16 protein-coding genes are annotated in these 15,491 nt (G+C 70.0%); 13 read left to right on the top strand and 3 right to left on the bottom strand.

Going from position 1 to position 15,491, the window contains the following annotated elements; genetic code table 11:
* The 5 genes from G6027_RS05255 to G6027_RS05235 all read left to right on the top strand — a co-directional run.
* Nucleotides 1-307: ATP-binding protein (locus tag G6027_RS05255; protein WP_182636048.1), on the top strand; the 307-nt coding region annotated here is incomplete at its 5' end.
* Nucleotides 304-936 carry a response regulator transcription factor gene (locus tag G6027_RS05250; protein ID WP_182636046.1) on the top strand — a complete coding sequence of 211 codons (633 nt, stop codon included), beginning with the start codon at nt 304-306 and terminating at the stop codon, nt 934-936. The genes G6027_RS05255 and G6027_RS05250, both read left to right, overlap by 4 nt.
* Nucleotides 937-1,021: 85 nt before the next feature.
* On the top strand, nt 1,022-1,708 hold the full coding sequence (locus tag G6027_RS05245) for a YceI family protein (RefSeq protein WP_182636044.1): 687 nt from the start codon (nt 1,022-1,024) through the stop codon (nt 1,706-1,708).
* A 154-nt stretch (nt 1,709-1,862) separates the two neighbouring features.
* The gene (locus G6027_RS05240; RefSeq protein ID WP_182636042.1) at nt 1,863-3,359 is read left to right on the top strand and encodes a lamin tail domain-containing protein; all 1,497 of its coding nucleotides are present in this window, start codon (nt 1,863-1,865) and stop codon (nt 3,357-3,359) included.
* 124 nt (nt 3,360-3,483) lie between these two features.
* Nucleotides 3,484-3,942 carry an Hsp20/alpha crystallin family protein gene (locus G6027_RS05235; protein WP_182636041.1) on the top strand — a complete coding sequence of 153 codons (459 nt, stop codon included), beginning with the start codon at nt 3,484-3,486 and terminating at the stop codon, nt 3,940-3,942.
* Nucleotides 3,943-3,962: 20 nt separating this feature from the next.
* Here G6027_RS05235 and G6027_RS05230 read toward each other — a convergent pair whose 3' ends face one another.
* On the bottom strand, nt 3,963-4,976 hold the full coding sequence (locus tag G6027_RS05230) for an NAD(P)/FAD-dependent oxidoreductase (RefSeq protein ID WP_182636039.1): 1,014 nt from the start codon (nt 4,974-4,976) through the stop codon (nt 3,963-3,965).
* A 241-nt stretch (nt 4,977-5,217) separates the two neighbouring features.
* On the opposite strand from G6027_RS05230, the gene G6027_RS05225 reads away from it, so the two are divergent.
* The 3 genes from G6027_RS05225 to G6027_RS05215 are packed head-to-tail and all read left to right on the top strand — an operon-like array spanning nt 5,218 to nt 7,651.
* Nucleotides 5,218-6,345, top strand: coding sequence for an ABC transporter permease (locus G6027_RS05225; RefSeq protein WP_182636037.1), 1,128 nt, complete (start codon nt 5,218-5,220; stop codon nt 6,343-6,345).
* Entirely contained in the window at nt 6,342-7,046 is a 705-nt protein-coding gene (locus G6027_RS05220; protein ID WP_182636021.1) for an ABC transporter ATP-binding protein, read from the top strand. Before G6027_RS05225 ends, G6027_RS05220 begins: the two co-directional genes overlap by 4 nt.
* A 59-nt stretch (nt 7,047-7,105) precedes the next feature.
* Nucleotides 7,106-7,651, top strand: coding sequence for a TetR/AcrR family transcriptional regulator (locus G6027_RS05215; protein ID WP_182636018.1), 546 nt, complete (start codon nt 7,106-7,108; stop codon nt 7,649-7,651).
* A 46-nt stretch (nt 7,652-7,697) separates the two neighbouring features.
* On the opposite strand, the gene G6027_RS05210 is transcribed toward G6027_RS05215, so the two are convergent.
* Nucleotides 7,698-8,945 carry a hypothetical protein gene (locus G6027_RS05210; RefSeq protein ID WP_182636016.1) on the bottom strand — a complete coding sequence of 416 codons (1,248 nt, stop codon included), beginning with the start codon at nt 8,943-8,945 and terminating at the stop codon, nt 7,698-7,700.
* A 168-nt stretch (nt 8,946-9,113) separates the two neighbouring features.
* Here G6027_RS05210 and G6027_RS05205 point away from each other — a divergent pair, with 168 nt between their 5' ends.
* From G6027_RS05205 to G6027_RS05185, 5 genes are all read left to right on the top strand, one after another.
* Nucleotides 9,114-9,716 (top strand): biotin transporter BioY, encoded by a 603-nt coding sequence (locus G6027_RS05205; protein WP_182636014.1) that lies wholly within the window; start codon nt 9,114-9,116, stop codon nt 9,714-9,716.
* 11 nt (nt 9,717-9,727) lie between these two features.
* Complete coding sequence (locus G6027_RS05200; protein ID WP_182636012.1) at nt 9,728-10,441, top strand: ATP-binding cassette domain-containing protein; 714 nt, start codon at nt 9,728-9,730, stop codon at nt 10,439-10,441.
* Entirely contained in the window at nt 10,442-11,041 is a 600-nt protein-coding gene (locus G6027_RS05195; RefSeq protein ID WP_182636010.1) for an energy-coupling factor transporter transmembrane protein EcfT, read from the top strand. It begins immediately after the preceding gene.
* Nucleotides 11,042-11,399: 358 nt separating this feature from the next.
* Complete coding sequence (locus tag G6027_RS05190) at nt 11,400-14,240, top strand: aconitate hydratase (RefSeq protein ID WP_182636008.1); 2,841 nt, start codon at nt 11,400-11,402, stop codon at nt 14,238-14,240.
* A 51-nt stretch (nt 14,241-14,291) separates the two neighbouring features.
* Nucleotides 14,292-15,011, top strand: a complete 720-nt coding sequence (locus G6027_RS05185) for a phosphodiesterase (protein ID WP_187702620.1) — start codon at nt 14,292-14,294, stop codon at nt 15,009-15,011.
* Between the two features lie 13 nt (nt 15,012-15,024).
* Here the strand turns inward: G6027_RS05185 and G6027_RS05180 are convergent.
* Nucleotides 15,025-15,491: siderophore-interacting protein (locus G6027_RS05180; RefSeq protein WP_182636007.1), on the bottom strand; the 467-nt coding region annotated here is incomplete at its 5' end.

Genomic DNA, 15,491 nt, shown 5'->3' with positions numbered 1-15,491 from the left:
GGCCGAGGTCGCGGCCGTGCTCGTGCGCGTGGCGCAGGAGGCGTTGGCCAACGCGGTCACGCATGCCTCGCCCTCGCGAGTGGAGGTGACACTGACCGGCTCGCCCGCCGCCGTCGCGCTCGAGGTGCGCGACGACGGGCGGGGTTTCGACGCCTCCGCACCGCGGGGCACCGCCTCATTCGGCCTGGACGGTATGGCCCGCCGGGTCTCTGGCCTGGGAGGAGAGTTCGACGTGCTCTCCCAGCCGGGCGCGGGGACCACGATCCGCGCCGTGCTTCCGACGACGGTGGGAGGCTCGGGGGGATGACGACGACGAGGGTGCGCGTGCTGATCGCTGACGATCACGCGGTGGTCCGGACGGGCCTTCGCGCGCTGGTCGCGTCGGACCCCGCCATCGAGGTGGTGGCCGACGTCCCCACCGCTGACGGCGCGGTCGAACGGGCGAGGATCGGCGACGTGGACGTGGTGCTCATGGACCTGCGCTTCGCGGGCGACGCCTCCGCGGGGGTCAGGGCGACCCGGCGTCTGCGCGCACTCGAGTCGCCGCCCCAGGTCCTGGTGCTGACCAGCCACGACACTGATACAGACATCCTCGGCGCGATCGAGGCGGGTGCGTGCGGGTACCTCCTCAAGGACGCCGGGCCCGACGAGCTGCTGGCCGCCGTCCGCGCCGCCGCGGCCGGGGAGAGCGCACTCTCCCCCACCGTCGCCGCCACGCTGATGAACCGGTTGCGCGACCCTCGGCCGGTGCTGACCGACCGGGAGGTGGACGTGTTGCGTGCGGTGGCGACGGGCGAGACCAACCGGCAGGTGGCCTCGTCCCTGCACGTGTCGGAGGCGACGGTCAAGACGCACCTCGTGCACGTCTTCGACAAACTCGGTGTGACATCCCGGACGGCCGCGGTGGCCAGGGCCCGTGAGCTCGGGGTGGTGTGAGGCGAGACGCGGCGGGTGCCAAGGACGACAGGATCTTCAGTCAATCCTCATCCGTAGACCTCGCCGGGCTTCCTAAGCTCGACGCATGCGGAGACTCCCCTGGATCATCGGCGCTCTCGTCGTCGTCATCGTCGTGGTCGTCGCGGCGCCCTACCTCTACAAAGCGGTACGTGGGGGCGACGACGCTCCGGCCGCGGCAGTCTCCACCGAGGACGCCGAGGCACCGGTCGGGGGTCTGGACGGTTCGTGGGTGGTGGTTCCGGGCTCCGAGCCCAACGAGACGGCCGCCGGCTACACGGTGGACGAGATCCTCCGTGGGGAGCCGGTGACCGTTGTCGGGAGCACGAGCCAGGTCACCGGTGAGGCGACCATCTCCGAGAGCACCCTCGACACAGCCGAGTTCGAGGTGCGCATCGAGGGGATCGCCACCGACATCGGACAACGGGACAGCCGTGCCCGCTCCCCCGAGATCCTCGACGCCCAGGCTCACCCGTCCGCGACGCTGGCCCTGGCGGCCCCCGTCGACCTGACATCGACACCATCGGACGGGACCACGGTCACTATCCCGATGGAGGTGGACCTGACGATCAAGGGGACGACCGTTCGAAAGCCCGTCGAGGTCACGGTCCTCCGGTCGGGCGAGGAGCTGATCGCCTCCGGCGCGGTGCCGGTGACGTGGACCGAGGTCGGCGTGGAACCGCCGAGCCTGGGCTTCGTCACCGTCGATCCGACCGGGACCATCGACTTCCTGGTGAACCTGGCCCGGCAGTAACCTGCCATCCCGTCGACCGAGGCGACCTGCCGGCCCGGACCGCTCTCTGCACCAGGTGTTCAGCTCGTCTCCACCCGCCGGACGGGGACCCGGCACCCTACCCTCCTACGGTCACCTGGTCAGTCGTTCAGTCATTGCCCAGGAAAGGCCCCCGATGCGCTTCCGAACCCTCAGCTCAGGCGTCCTCACGGTCGCCCTCGCCGCCGGCGCGGCGATCGGCCTCCCCGCCGCCGCGCCCGCCGCGCCCGCCACCACCGTGGTGATCAACGAGGTCGAGTCCAACGGCGACGCCGTGGGCGACTGGGTGGAGCTGGCCAACCTCGACACCGAGCAGGACGTGGACATCTCGGGGTGGACGCTGATCGACGACGACCCCGCGCACGATCCGATCGTCATCCCCGAGGGGACCACCATCGAGTCCGGCGGCTACTGGTCCGTCTACACCGATGTGGACCCGGACTACTTCGGGCTCGGCGGAAACGACTCGGTGATCCTCCGGGACGGAAGCGGTGAGATCGTCGACTCCACCACCTGGTCGGGCCACTCACCCACCACCTGGGGCCGCATCCCCGACATGACGGGCGAGTTCGCCGTGACCGGTGAGCCCACCCGCAACGCCCGGAACGTCGCGGTGGTCGAGGAGGAGCCGGTCGTCACGTCGCCGTGGCCCTTCGACCCGCTGACGATCACCCCCGTCGCGCTCGGCGGCGACTTCGCCGAGGGCGACGACATGTCGGGCGTCGACATCGCGGCCGACGGCACCGCCTACGTGGTCAACAACGGCACCGGCACGCTCTACGTCCTGGCCTACGATCGGGCCGCCGGCACCTACGCGCTCTCCCGGACCTTCGTCCTCACGTACCCCGACGGCTCGGGCCTGCCCGATTCCGAGGGCGTCACCGTGGGACCGGAGGGGGCGATCTACGTGGCCACCGAGCGCAACAACGACGCCAGCAGAACCAGTCGTCCGTCGATCCTGCGCTTCGTCCTGCCCACCGACCGCGACTCCGGCACCCTGAACGCCACCGACGAGTACTCGCTGGCCGCACTCACGGGGCCGATCGGCGCGAACGCGGGCCTCGAAGCTGTCGAGTACCTCCCCGAGGCGTTCGGCGGCGCCTTCGCCGTGGGCGTGGAGGGGACCGGGAAGGTCCACGTCGTCCAGCTGGGTGCCGGTGGAGCGGTGACCGAGATGCAGGAGTACACCTCGCCGTTCACGGGCGTGATGGCGCTCGACTTCGACGAGGTGGACGGAGTCCTCCGGGTGCTGTGCGACGAGGTGTGCGAGGGACGCTCCCTCGAGATGACCTTCGACGGAACCGAGTTCCTCACCGACGGGACCCTCTACGACCGGCCGGCCGGCATGCCCAACCTCGCCAACGAGGGCTTCGCCTCGCATCGCGAGACAGTCGAATGTACCGAGGGAGGCGCCACGGGCACCGCCGAGCGGGTCCGATTCCTATGGGCCGACGACGCCGCTACTGCAGGGGCCGGCCTACGCACTGCCGTCTCCGAGGCCGGTGACTGCACCGTGGAGGATGACGGAGACCCCGGTTCAGGATCGCTTGCCGGGTCGCTCTCCGGGGCCGGGCTCGGGGCCGGATCCCTCGCGGGACTCCTGCCGTTACCGCTCGCGGACGCGCTGGGCTGAGCCCACTCGGCTCAAGCCAGATTTTCTGACCTGAGTGGGGAATACTCAACTACAGCGGCGAGTTGAACCATGTGCGATCCCGGAAACGCCGGGCGCACCCCGATCAGTCCTGAAGGAGACCATCATGGCCACCAGCAACCGTTTCGATCCGTTCCGTGAGCTCGATCGCCTCCTGGGCGAGGGGCTGCGCAGCGCGACCGCCTCCACCTCCCTGCCTATGGACCTGTACAAGGAGGGCGATCGCTTTGTCGGCCTCATCGACATGCCGGGCGTCGATCCCTCGAGCATCGACATCGACGTGGAGGACCGCACTCTCACCATCCGCGCGGAACGCCGCGCGCCCGCCGAGGGCGATGCCCAGTGGCTCATGCATGAGCGCCAGGCGGGCACCTTCGCCCGGCAGCTCGCCCTGGGCAAGGGCCTGGCCACCGACAAGATCGAGGCCGATTACAGCGACGGCGTCCTGCGCCTGGTGATTCCCGTTGCCGAGGAGGCCCAGCCGCGCAAGATCACCGTCTCCCACGGCGCCCAGAAGGCCGAGCAAGCCGAGATCGTCGAGGGCTCCGCCGACCTGGGGAGCTGACAGACCGCTTCTCGTGGACATCACCGCCCCGGCCTCGGATGAGGCCGGGGCGGTGGTGTTCCCTCCGCCGAATCGGCCTCTTCCCGCGCCCCGATCGTCCGGTTCAGGTCGTCCAGCACCAGTCTCGCGTTGATGTGCTGCGCGGCTTTGACTCCCTGAGCCGCCGCTCCCCCGACCTGTGCCATCAGGTCGGAGGTGTTGCCGGCTGCCCACACGCCCGGCACGCCGGTGGTACCGAACTCGTCGGTCTCGATGATCGACCCCACGGCAACTTCTGTCGCCTTGAGGCCGAGTTCGGTGAACGGCTCAAGAGGCGCCTTCATGCGGGGGGACACCACCACCGCGTCAACGCTGACCAGCTCGTCGTCCTCGAGTCTCACCCCGGTCACGCGCTCACCGTCGGTCTCCACCCGCGAGATGCCACCGGAGACGATCGGGATCCCGAGGGCGCCCAAGTTGATGCGGTCCTGTTCCTCGAGTCGGGCCCCGCCGGTGAAGACCACGATGTCACGGCTCCACTGGTGGAAGAGCGTGGCCTCGTCGGCGGACTTGGGACCGGTGACCAGGACGCCGATCCGGCGGTCCCGCACCTCCCAGCCGTGGCAGTACGGGCAGTGGAGCACGCCGCGCCCCCACTGTTCTCGCACGCCCGGAATGTCCGGGAGCTCATCGACCACTCCGGTCGCGATGAGCAGCGTCCGGGTCGGGAGGGTCGTGCCGTCGCGCAGCCGGATGTCGAAGCCGTGCGAGGCCACGGACGCGTCCACCACCTCCCCGTCGAGGACTTCCCCGCCATACCCCTGGACCTCGCGACGGCCCCGCGCCACCAGGTCGGACGGACTCACCCCGTCCAGGGCGAGCAACCCGTGGACCCCGGCGGACGGAGAGTTCCTCGGGTGACCTGCGTCGACCACCGTCACCCTCCGCCGAGCACGGACCAGGGTGAGTGCGGCGCTCAACCCCGCGGCTCCGCCACCCACCACGACCGTGTCTCTGAGGGTCGCGGCCCGGTTGCCCACCGTGTCCTTCGCCATCCCCGACCTCCTGCTGGTGGCCCCTTACCGGGCCCTGCGTTCCCCGACAATGAACCTCCCGACCGGCTGTCGCAACCCTTCACGCCCGAGTGGCAGAACCGCCGAGCGAATCGGCATCTCCTGCAGCACGCGCAGCGCGGACACCACGCCGAGGGTGAGATCTTAGAAACAGGATGTCATTATGATCCCGACACGGTGTTAGCATCTTTTCCGTTCCCGATGCCGATGCCGAAAGGCCTCCATGTTTCTCGCCCTACGCGAACTGATCTTCGCGCGATCCCGATTCACCCTGATGGGCTCCGTCGTGGCCCTGATCAGCGTTCTCATGGTCCTCCTGGCCGGGTTGTCCTCGGGGCTGGTCAACGATGGCGTCTCCGGGCTGCAGCGCATGCCGGTCCAGGCTGTCGCCTTCGCCCCCGAGACCCGCACCGACTCGGCGTTCACCCGCTCGGTCGTCGGACCGGACCAGGTAGAGCAGTGGGCCGCACGACCCGACGTGTCGGTGGCCACACCGCTGGGTTTGTCGATCATCAACGCCAGGACCTCCGCCGGGACCCCGGTGGACCTCACCCTCATCGGCGCCGACCCGCAGGGGCCGCTCGTCCCCGAGGTGGCCGAGGGCCGTGCGCCCGCGTCCGACGGAGAGATCCTCATCAGTGCCACCGCCGCCGACGACGTCGAGCTGGGCGACACCGTCACGGTCGACCGACTCGGAATCCCACTCGAGGTGGTGGGTATCGCCGCCGAGCAGCACACCTTCGGCCACGTCGACATGGCGTTCACCACCCTGCCCACCTGGCAGGACGTCCACGCCGGTACACGCCTCGGTGAGGAGCCGCGCGCCGGCGCCCGTGAGGAGTACAGCGTCGTGGCCGTCGCCGGGGTCGACGGCACCCTGCCGGACCTGGCCGCCGGTGACGCCGCCGCCGGCACCTCGGGCCGGACGATGGATGAGGCGTTCGACTCCTCGCCCGGATACCAGGCCGAGACGATGTCGATGTCGATGATCACCTGGTTCCTCTACGCGATCTCCGCGCTCGTCGTCGGGGCGTTCTTCGCCATCCTCACCGTCCAGCGATCCCGCGAGATCGCTGTACTGCGCGCCATGGGCGCCTCGACCGTACGACTCCTGATCGACGCGGTCGGACAGGCGTTCGTCCTGCTGGCGGGGTCCATCACGATCGGTGTGGCCATCGGCGTGGGTGTGGGGTCGTTCCTGGTGGGCACCGGCATGCCGTTCGCCCTCGAGGCCGGACCGATCGCACTCGGCGCCGTCCTCCTATTGGCACTGGGGCTGGTCGGTGCCACCCTCGCCACCATCCGCATCACCGCCGTCGACCCGCACAGCGCACTGGGAGAGAACCGATGACCACCTTCACACGCACCGGCGACGCCACCACCCCGGGCTTGCGCCTGAGCGGTGTCGAGTTGACCTTCCAGGACGGCGACCAGACCCTCTACGCGGTGGCCGGGATCGATGTCGAGGTCGCCCGCGGCGAGGTGCTGGCTGTGGTCGGCCCCTCCGGAGCCGGCAAGTCGAGCCTCCTGGCCGTGGCCGGCGGACTGCTGTCCCCGACCTCCGGCACCGTCGAAGTCGGTGGCCGCGACCTCACCGGCCTCAGTCGCCGGGACCTCACCCGATTCCGGCGCGACCACGTCGGGTTCGTGTTCCAGTCCGGCAACCTGGTGCCCGCTCTCACCGCGCGCGACCAACTCCGGCTCGTGGGAACGCTCGGCGGGGACCGGTCCCGGCTGCGCGATCCCGACCACCTGCTCGAGGCCGTCGGGTTGACCCACCGCGCCCGCCGGCGCCCGGCCACCATGTCCGGCGGCGAGCGGCAGCGGGTGGGCATCGCCCGCGCCCTGATGTCCTCGCCCGATCTGTTGCTGGTCGACGAACCCACCGCGGCGCTGGATCGCAGGAACAGCCACGACGTGGTGCGCCTGCTCGCCGCGGAGACCCACCAGCACGGCGTCGCCACGGTTCTGGTCACGCACGACCACGAGATCCTCGAGCACTGCGACCGGGTGCTGGAGATGGTCGACGGGCGGCTGCACGCGCACGTATGATCGGCCCTCCGCCGAGAAGGTAACGGGAGACCGACATTCCACGCATCGACGCCCCCACCGTGGGCGAACACCGGGACGCCAAGCGTCGGGCCCTGCTCGACGCGGCCCGGTCGATGCTCTCCGAGGCCCCCGGGGCGCCGCCCGACATCAACGAGCTGACCGCCCGGGCCGGGATGACACGGTCGAACTTCTACACCTACTTCTCCTCGCGCGCGGAGTTGATCGTCGCCGTGGCGGAGGACCTCATGCCGCGCTGGATCGACACCGTCACCGGGGCCGTGCGTGACGCAGGCGGCGGGCGTCGAGGGGTCGTGGCCTACGTGCACAGGACCCTGGATCTGGTCGCCGCTGGCGATCACGCGATCCTCACCGCGCTGGCCGCGCAGCTCCCGGACGGCCCGGCGCGGGAGCGGCTGAACCGGATGCACGCCGAGATGACCACCCCGCTGCGCGACTCACTCGCCGAGTCGTCCCGGTCCGATCCGCAGTTGACGACCGAACTGGTCATGGCGGTGACGTTCAAGGCCTCGGAACTCATCGAGAGCGGGCGGCCGCTGGTCGAGGTGCTCACCGCGGTAGACGCCCTGATCGATCCGCCGGGCTGACCGGTCAGGCGGCACGGCTACGGGGTCGCGGCACACGAGTCCCGAGTCACCCCGGCGACACCGCCCAACCCGACGACATCTGCCCGGCGAACACCGGCAGCCGCACGAGGATGCGGTTCTGCTCGGCCCGCTGCCGGAAGCCCACGTTCAGGTAGCTGGGTGCCTCGGTCGGCCGGTCGCGGACGAGCGATCGGAACGCGGGCACCAGGTCCTGTTCGATGTACTCCCAGCGCGGCACCCGGTCGGCCCAGTTGAACGCGGGCAGTGGGGTGTGGAGCACCGTCGGCTGACCGTTGACATCCGCGCGCACGGACAGCGGGCGGAACTCGCCCAGGGTGGAGGCCCCGGGGATATCGGGGGCGCCGCCCACCGTGGTGATGTAGGTGAGCACGCGACCGATGTCTCCTCGGCCGGCCGCCGTCACATCCCACTGGTCGGCGATGATTTGGTTCTGCTCTCGCGACGCCATCCGGAGAAGTGCCTCCGACCTGCCGTCCGGTGAGCCCTCGTCGAGCATCTCCCAGGCCTCGAGCGCATAGCTGTCGTACGCCCCGCCCGCAGCGAGCTCCCTGACCGCCGGCACTCCCCCGGCCAGGTAGGCCTCATGCATCGGCACCATGTCCATGAAGATGTTGCGCTGCATGATCAGCAGCCGGTGCAGGTACCAGTCCACGTCGGGTCGCGTGAGAGTGGGGCCCGCGGCGGCCAGTAGTCGCACATCGCGCGGCATCCCGGCCGCCAGCTCCCACGGCACACCGCTCATCGCCCCACCGACCCCGGCTCCGACCTCGTGCACCCCGGGCACGCCGAGAACCCCGCCCACCTCGTCGAGGTCCCAGAACCCGGCGGCGAACGACATCCCGGCCAGCCCTGCCATCCCGGTCCACCAGAACCCGTCGTGGGAGTTGAAGAGCCGCAGGTAGTTCACGTACACCTTGTCGACCGTCTCGAGGTTCGCCTCCAGTCCCCGGGCCGGCTCCCACTCCGCCAGGTCGATCCCCGCGTTCTCCGCACCCACGGTCAGCCAGTACTGGCGAGCCAGGGTCCCGTAGCGCTCCGGCGCCACGCCCGCTGCCCGCACCACGTCGAGTGCCGCACCGAGCTCCTCCCGATCGGTCGTCATGGTGGTGGAGAACCCACCGGCCGTCTCGCCGTCGTCGTTGTCGGCCGCGACGTCCAGGTAGACGGCGTACGGCTGCGCGCCGGCGGCAGCCGGTAGGTGGACGAGTGCCAGGAAAGCCACGAGGAATGCGGCGATGACCTCGCCGAAGACGCGCTGGGATCGAGTCGTCACTGGTCCCCCGAACCGCTGGATGTGATGCAGATCACTCTATAGCCGGGCGCCCCGCCTCGCGACCGCACACGCGGAGCCGCCCACCCCGATGACGCGATTCGGCGTGACAGGGGCAACAATGAACGCCGTACATTGTCGATCAGCTTTACCGGTGACAAGGAAGTCCACGTGAGCACCTCCATCGATCAGGCCCCAGCCCGGAGCGCAACCCGAGATCTCGCCCAGATCGCGGTGTTCGCCGCCCTCATCGTCGTCCTCGGTCTGCCCGGGCAGATCAGCATCGGCTCCGCGGGTGTGCCGATCACACTGCAGACGCTCGGCGTCATGCTCGCCGGCGCGCTTCTGGGCTGGCGCAAGGGTCTGTTGTCGGTGCTCGCGGTGATCGTCATCGGTCTCGCTCTGCCCGTCCTCGCCGGCGGCCGCACCACCCTCACCGCGCTGGCCAGCCCCACCGCGGGCTTCCTCATCGGCTGGCTCCCGGCCGTCGTCGTGATCGGCCTGCTCACCGCTCTGCTGATGCCCCGCTACCGGTTGATCCCCGGGCTGCTCATCAACATTCTCGGCGGCATCGTGGTCATCTACGCCTTCGGTGTTGTGGGCATGCTGCTCCGCACGGAGCTGACCCTGACGGCCGCGATCGCGGCGAACGGGGTCTTCGTCCCCGGCGACCTGCTCAAGGCAGTCATCACGGCGGTCGTCGCCGTTCAGGTCCACAAGGCGCGGCCCGGTCTGATCGCGCCGCTGCGTGGGCAGCGTTCGCCCCGAGCGTGACCGACCCCCGCGTGACCGACCCCCGCGGCACCGAGATCCGGTTCGACGGCGTCAACCACGCCTACGGCGACCGGACCGTCCTCGCCGACATCGACCTGGTGCTGTCCGAGCGGCGAATCGGGATCGTCGGCGTCAACGGTGGCGGCAAGTCGACGCTCGCGCGGATGATCAACGGGCTGGTGGTCCCCTCCTCGGGGTCGGTGACCGTCGACGGACTCGACACCCGCCGCAAGGGCGCCCAGGTCCGACGCCGGGTCGGCTTCTGCTTCACTGATCCCGATACCCAGATCGTCATGCCCACCGTCGCGGAGGACGTCGATTTCTCCCTGCGCCGATCAGGTCTGAGCCGCGAGGACCGACGACGACGGGTCGACCAGGTGCTCGCCACGTACAACCTCTCCGATCACGCCGATCACCCCTGCCACCTCCTGTCCGGCGGACAGAAACAGCTGCTCGCCCTGGCGGCGGTGCTGGTGATCGAGCCCTCGGTGATCGTCGCCGACGAACCCACCACCCTGCTCGACCTGCGCAACCGCGCGCTGGTGGCCGAGACCTTCGCCGGGCTCCCCCAACAGCTCGTGGTGGTGACCCACGATCTGGACCTGGTGGCCGACTTCGACCGCGTGCTGGTGGTCGACGGTGGTCGGGTGGTGATCGACGACGCGCCCGCGGCCGCCCTGGCGGGGTACCGCCGGATCGCGCTGCGTTCGGGTTCGGGGGCCTAGGTGTTCGCCACCTACCAACCCGGGGACTCGCTGCTCCACCGTCTGCCGGCGGGACTGAAGATCCTTCTGGTCTGCGTGCTGATCCTCGCGGTGTCGCTGTCGGTGCAGGAAGCCTGGCAGGTGGTGCCCGCGCTGGGGCTCGCCGCGGTGCTCTATGCGATCGGGCGCATCCGGCCGCGCGCCGCCTGGGACCAGGTGCGTCCCGTCCTGCCGATGTTGGTCGCGATCCTGGTGCTGCAGTGGATCGTCGCCGACCTCGACACCGCGCTGCGCGTGAGCGGTGCGCTGCTGGTCGCGGTGGCCGTGGCGGGCCTGGTCGCGCTGACCACCAAGGTCTCGGACATGCTCGACGCGGTCACCCGGGCCGCTCAGCCGCTGCGGCACATCGGGGTCTCACCGGATCGGGTGGCGCTCGTGCTCGTCCTGACGATTCGGGCGATCCCGCTGCTCGCCCGGCAGTTGCGGCAGGTCACCGAGGCCCGCAAGGCCCGCGGGTTGGGCATGTCGATCCGGGCGCTGGTCGTGCCGACCGTGCTCGGGGCGCTCACCACGGCCGACCAGCTCGGCGACGCCCTGGCGGCGCGCGGCGTCGACGACTGAGGGCTCTCCCCGGCGGGGCGCCGCTCTTCTCGGCTCTCTCTCCTCATCACGTGGTCACAGCTGCGCCGGCGCCGCACAAGCCGCCTGGGAGAGCGTGAGCGGAGTTGCCCGCTCGTCGACGGCGGGGCCATAGCTTCCTACCGCCCCGGACCCCCGGCAGAGTTCTCCGAGTCTCCCGAGAAAACGCTGGTAGTGGTGCGCGGGGACCTCACCCCGGGGCACCGATCCATCGATTCGGGGCCGTCTCGCCTCGTCGCCCGGGAGCAGGAGAGGTGGGCTGAGCGCTGTCCTTCCGCGATCGTGAGGCCTACGGTGGGATGTGGCATTGATCACAACCGCAGATGGAAGGTGTCGCGCCATGTCACAGGATGAGGCGACCACGGCCCCGGACAGTTTCGGGTCCCGCGACCAACTCGCCGTCGGCGAGTACATCTACGAGATCTACCGTCTCGACCGGATCGACGGCTCGGACAGGCTCCCCTATTCGCTCAAAGTCCTCCTGGAGAACGTCCTGCGCAACGAGGACGGCCGCGTGGTCACCGCCGAGCAGGTGGAGGCGATCCGCGACTGGCGACCGGAATCCGAGCAGAACCCGGAGGTCCAGTTCACCCCGGCGCGAGTCCTCATGCAGGATTTCACCGGCGTGCCCTGCGTGGTCGACCTGGTCGCCATGCGCGATGCCATGACCGACCTCGGCGGCGACCCGGCGACCATCAACCCGCAGATCCCGGCCGAGCTGGTCATCGACCACTCGGTGATCGCTGACTCGTTCGCCAGCCCGGACTCCTTCGGTATCAATTCTCAACTCGAGTTCGAACGGAACCAGGAGAGGTACCAGCTCCTGCGCTGGGGCCAGCAGTCCTTCGACGACTTCCTCGTGGTCCCGCCCGACACCGGAATCTGCCACCAGGTCAACCTCGAATACCTGTCCCGGGTCGTCTTCACCCGCGAGACAGCCGAGGCGACCCGGGCCTACCCCGACACACTCGTCGGTACCGACTCGCACACCCCGATGGTCAACGGCCTGGGCGTGCTCGGGTGGGGCGTCGGCGGCATCGAGGCCGAGGCCGCGATGCTCGGTCAGCCGATGAGCATGTTGATTCCCCAGGTGATCGGCATCCGGCTCAGCGGCGAGTTGCAGGAGGGCACCACGGCTACCGACCTGGTGCTCACCGTCGCCGAGCTCCTCCGGGGAATCGGCGTGGTCGGGAAGTTCGTCGAGTTCTTCGGCCCCGGCGTCGCCAACGTCCCGCTCGCCACCCGCGCCACCATCGGCAACATGAGCCCGGAGTACGGCTCCACCGCCACCATGTTCCCGATCGACGCCGAGACCCTCGACTACCTGCGCCTGACCGGTCGCGAGGACCACCGGATCGAGCTGGTCGAGGCCTACGCGCGGGAGCAGGGCCTGTGGCACGACCCCGACCACGTGCCCGACTTCACCCGGATCGTCGACCTCGACCTGACGACGGTCGAACCGTCCATCTCGGGCCCGCGCCGTCCCCAGGACCGCATCGCCCTGGGCGACGCCCCGCGCACCGTGCTCGGCCTGCTCGCCGGCGAACTCGACAAGCCCACCTCCGACGACGGCGGTGTCGACGACACCTCGGCCGACTCCTTCCCGGCCTCCGACCCGGTGAGTCCGGGCCCGGGCGGCGGCCCCACCGCCGGAAAGGACGCCGCGCCGCGGCACCTCACCGAGGAACAGCTGACCGCCAACGAGAAGCTCGGCTGGCCCAGCGACCCGACCGAGGTGACGATAGGCGGAACGAAGGCGATCATCGACCACGGAGACGTGGTGATCGCCGCCATCACCTCGTGCACCAACACCTCGAACCCCACGGTGATGCTCGGCGCGGCCCTGCTGGCCAAGAAGGCCCGCGAGCGCGGCCTGCGATCCCGGCCGTGGGTCAAGACCACCCTCGCCCCCGGCTCCCGCGTGGTCACCGACTACTTCGACCGCTCCGGCCTGACGCCGTACCTCGAGGAGCTCGGCTTCCACCTGGTGGGTTACGGGTGCACCACGTGCATCGGCAACTCGGGGCCGCTCATCCCCGAGGTCAGTGCTGCCATCAACGACAAGGACCTCAACGTCTCCTCGGTGCTCTCGGGAAACCGCAACTTCGAGGGCCGGATCCACCCCGAGGTGAAGATGAACTTCCTCGCCTCGCCGCCGCTGGTGATCGCCTACGCGCTCGCCGGCAGTCTGCACACCGACCTGCTCACCGAGCCGCTCGGGACGAACGACGACGGCGAGGACGTGTACCTCCGGGACATCTGGCCCAGCAGTGCGGAGGTCAAGGAGGTCGTCGACGCCAACGTCGGGGCGACGATGTTCACCGAGGGCTACTCCGACCTCTACGCCGGCGACGCCAACTGGCGTGGCATGGATATCGCCGAGGGTGACGTGTACGACTGGGACGACACCTCGACCTATATCCAGCGCCCGCCGTACTTCGACGGGATGCAGGCCGAGCCCGAGCCGATCCGCGACATCACCGGCGCGCGGGTGCTGGCCAAGCTCGGGGACTCCGTGACCACCGACCACATCTCACCCGCCGGGGCGATCAAGCGGGACAGCCCCGCGGGCCGGTACCTCACCGACAAGGGCGTCGACCCGAAGGACTTCAACTCCTACGGGTCGCGACGAGGCAACCACCACGTGATGATCCGCGGTACCTTCGCCAACGTCCGGCTCCGCAACGAGCTCGTGCCGGGCGTCGAGGGCGGGGTCACCACGCACTGGACCAGCGGCGAGGAGAAGAGCATCTTCGACGCCGCGATGGCCTACCAGGAAGAGGGCGTACCCCTCGTGATCGTCGCCGGTGCCGACTACGGGTCCGGCTCCTCGCGCGACTGGGCCGCCAAGGGAACCATGCTGCTCGGGGTCCGTGCCGTGCTGGCTGTCTCCTTCGAGCGCATCCACCGGTCCAACCTCATCGGGATGGGCGTACTCCCCCTGCAGTTCACCGGCGGAGAGGACGCCGAATCGCTCGGACTGACGGGCGACGAGGTGTTCTCCATCTCAGGGCTCGAGGGGTCGTCCGAGATCCCCGAGGAGGTGACGGTCTCCGTCGAGAGGGACGGACAGTCCCGGGAGTTCACCGCCACGGTGCGGATCGACACCCCGGCCGAGGCGGCGTACTACCGCAGCGGGGGCATCCTGCCCTACGTCCTGCGCCAGCTTCTCAAGGCCTGACAGGGGAATGAACGCGATGGTGTGCGCGCGGCGCTGAGTATCGTTGGGATCATGACCCGCACCCCTCGGAGAACCGCCCGCGGCATCTCCGCCCACGTTCCCGTCGACCGCCGTCCGGAGCCCTCCGCGGAGGTGGCCGTGCGCTCGTCCCCTATCGCGGGTCTTCTCGGTTCGGTCTTCGGTGTCGCGGCGGCGGTGACGCGACTGGCACGACCCAAGGCTCTGCACCCCAGGGGCATCGTCGCCCACGCGACCCTGAGCGTGACCGGGGTGGGTCGAACCGGTTCGCCGCTCCTGGACATCACGGGCAGGTGGCCGGCGACGGTTCGTTTCTCGCGCGCCGTGGGCCTGCCGGACGTCGTCCCCGACATCGGCGGGATGGCCATCCGCATCCACGCCGATCGCCCCGTGGACATCCTGCTCGCGAGCACGGGCCTGGGTCCTGTCAGCCGCTACGTACTGACCACCGGATGGCGCACGACCGGCCGCACCATGACGTCGATGTTCCCCGTCAGAGTCGCCGGGCGGCAGTTGCTGTTGGCCGCCATCCCGACAGGCGACGGCGGCACGTGGACCCTCCAGCACGCCACCCCGCTGGGCAGATGGGAGACCCTCGGGCGTGTGACGGTCGACACCTGGGAGGACGACGACGAGAACCTGCATTTCGATCCCGTCGGGAACCGCCTGCCCGGATCGCGGTATCCGCGTCTGCTCGGCGCGTTGCGGGATCCGTCGTACCCGGCACCCGACGAGGGCCCGGAGACGAGCTGATCCGGCCGACGGCTCAGGATTCGGCCGCGCCCCGGCGCCAGTAGCCCATGAACGACACGGCCCCTTTGGGTATCCCGGCGCCGTCCACGGCGAGTCGGCGCATCGCCCGGACCAGCCCCGCCTCTCCGGCCAGGAACACGTACGGGTCCCCGGCGGAGACGGTGGTGGCCGTCTGCCATTCCCGTTCGGCGGGACGGCGGCCGTCGAGAACCGAGTCGACGCAGCCCTGACCGACGCCCAACAGGCCGGCCAGGTGATGGACGAGAGCGTGTCCCCGCTCACCGGACCGCGCCAGCAGGGTGACGGACTCCGGTGCTTCGGTCGACAGCGCGAGCACGTCGGCCGGTGTGGGCACCTCCAGGACGATCCGGACCTCCCTCGCCCCCCGTGGCTCCGCGGCGAGCTCCCCGGCGATCGACAGCAGGGCGGGCGCCGCGGTCTCGTCTCCTGCGCACACGACCCGGCCGGCGGCTCCCGGAG

The organism is Dietzia sp. SLG310A2-38A2 (assembly GCF_014145095.1).
Taxonomy (GTDB): domain Bacteria; phylum Actinomycetota; class Actinomycetes; order Mycobacteriales; family Mycobacteriaceae; genus Dietzia.
The sequence above is the reverse complement of the archived record's forward strand: the minus strand, read 5'-3'. Positions and strand labels throughout refer to the sequence as shown.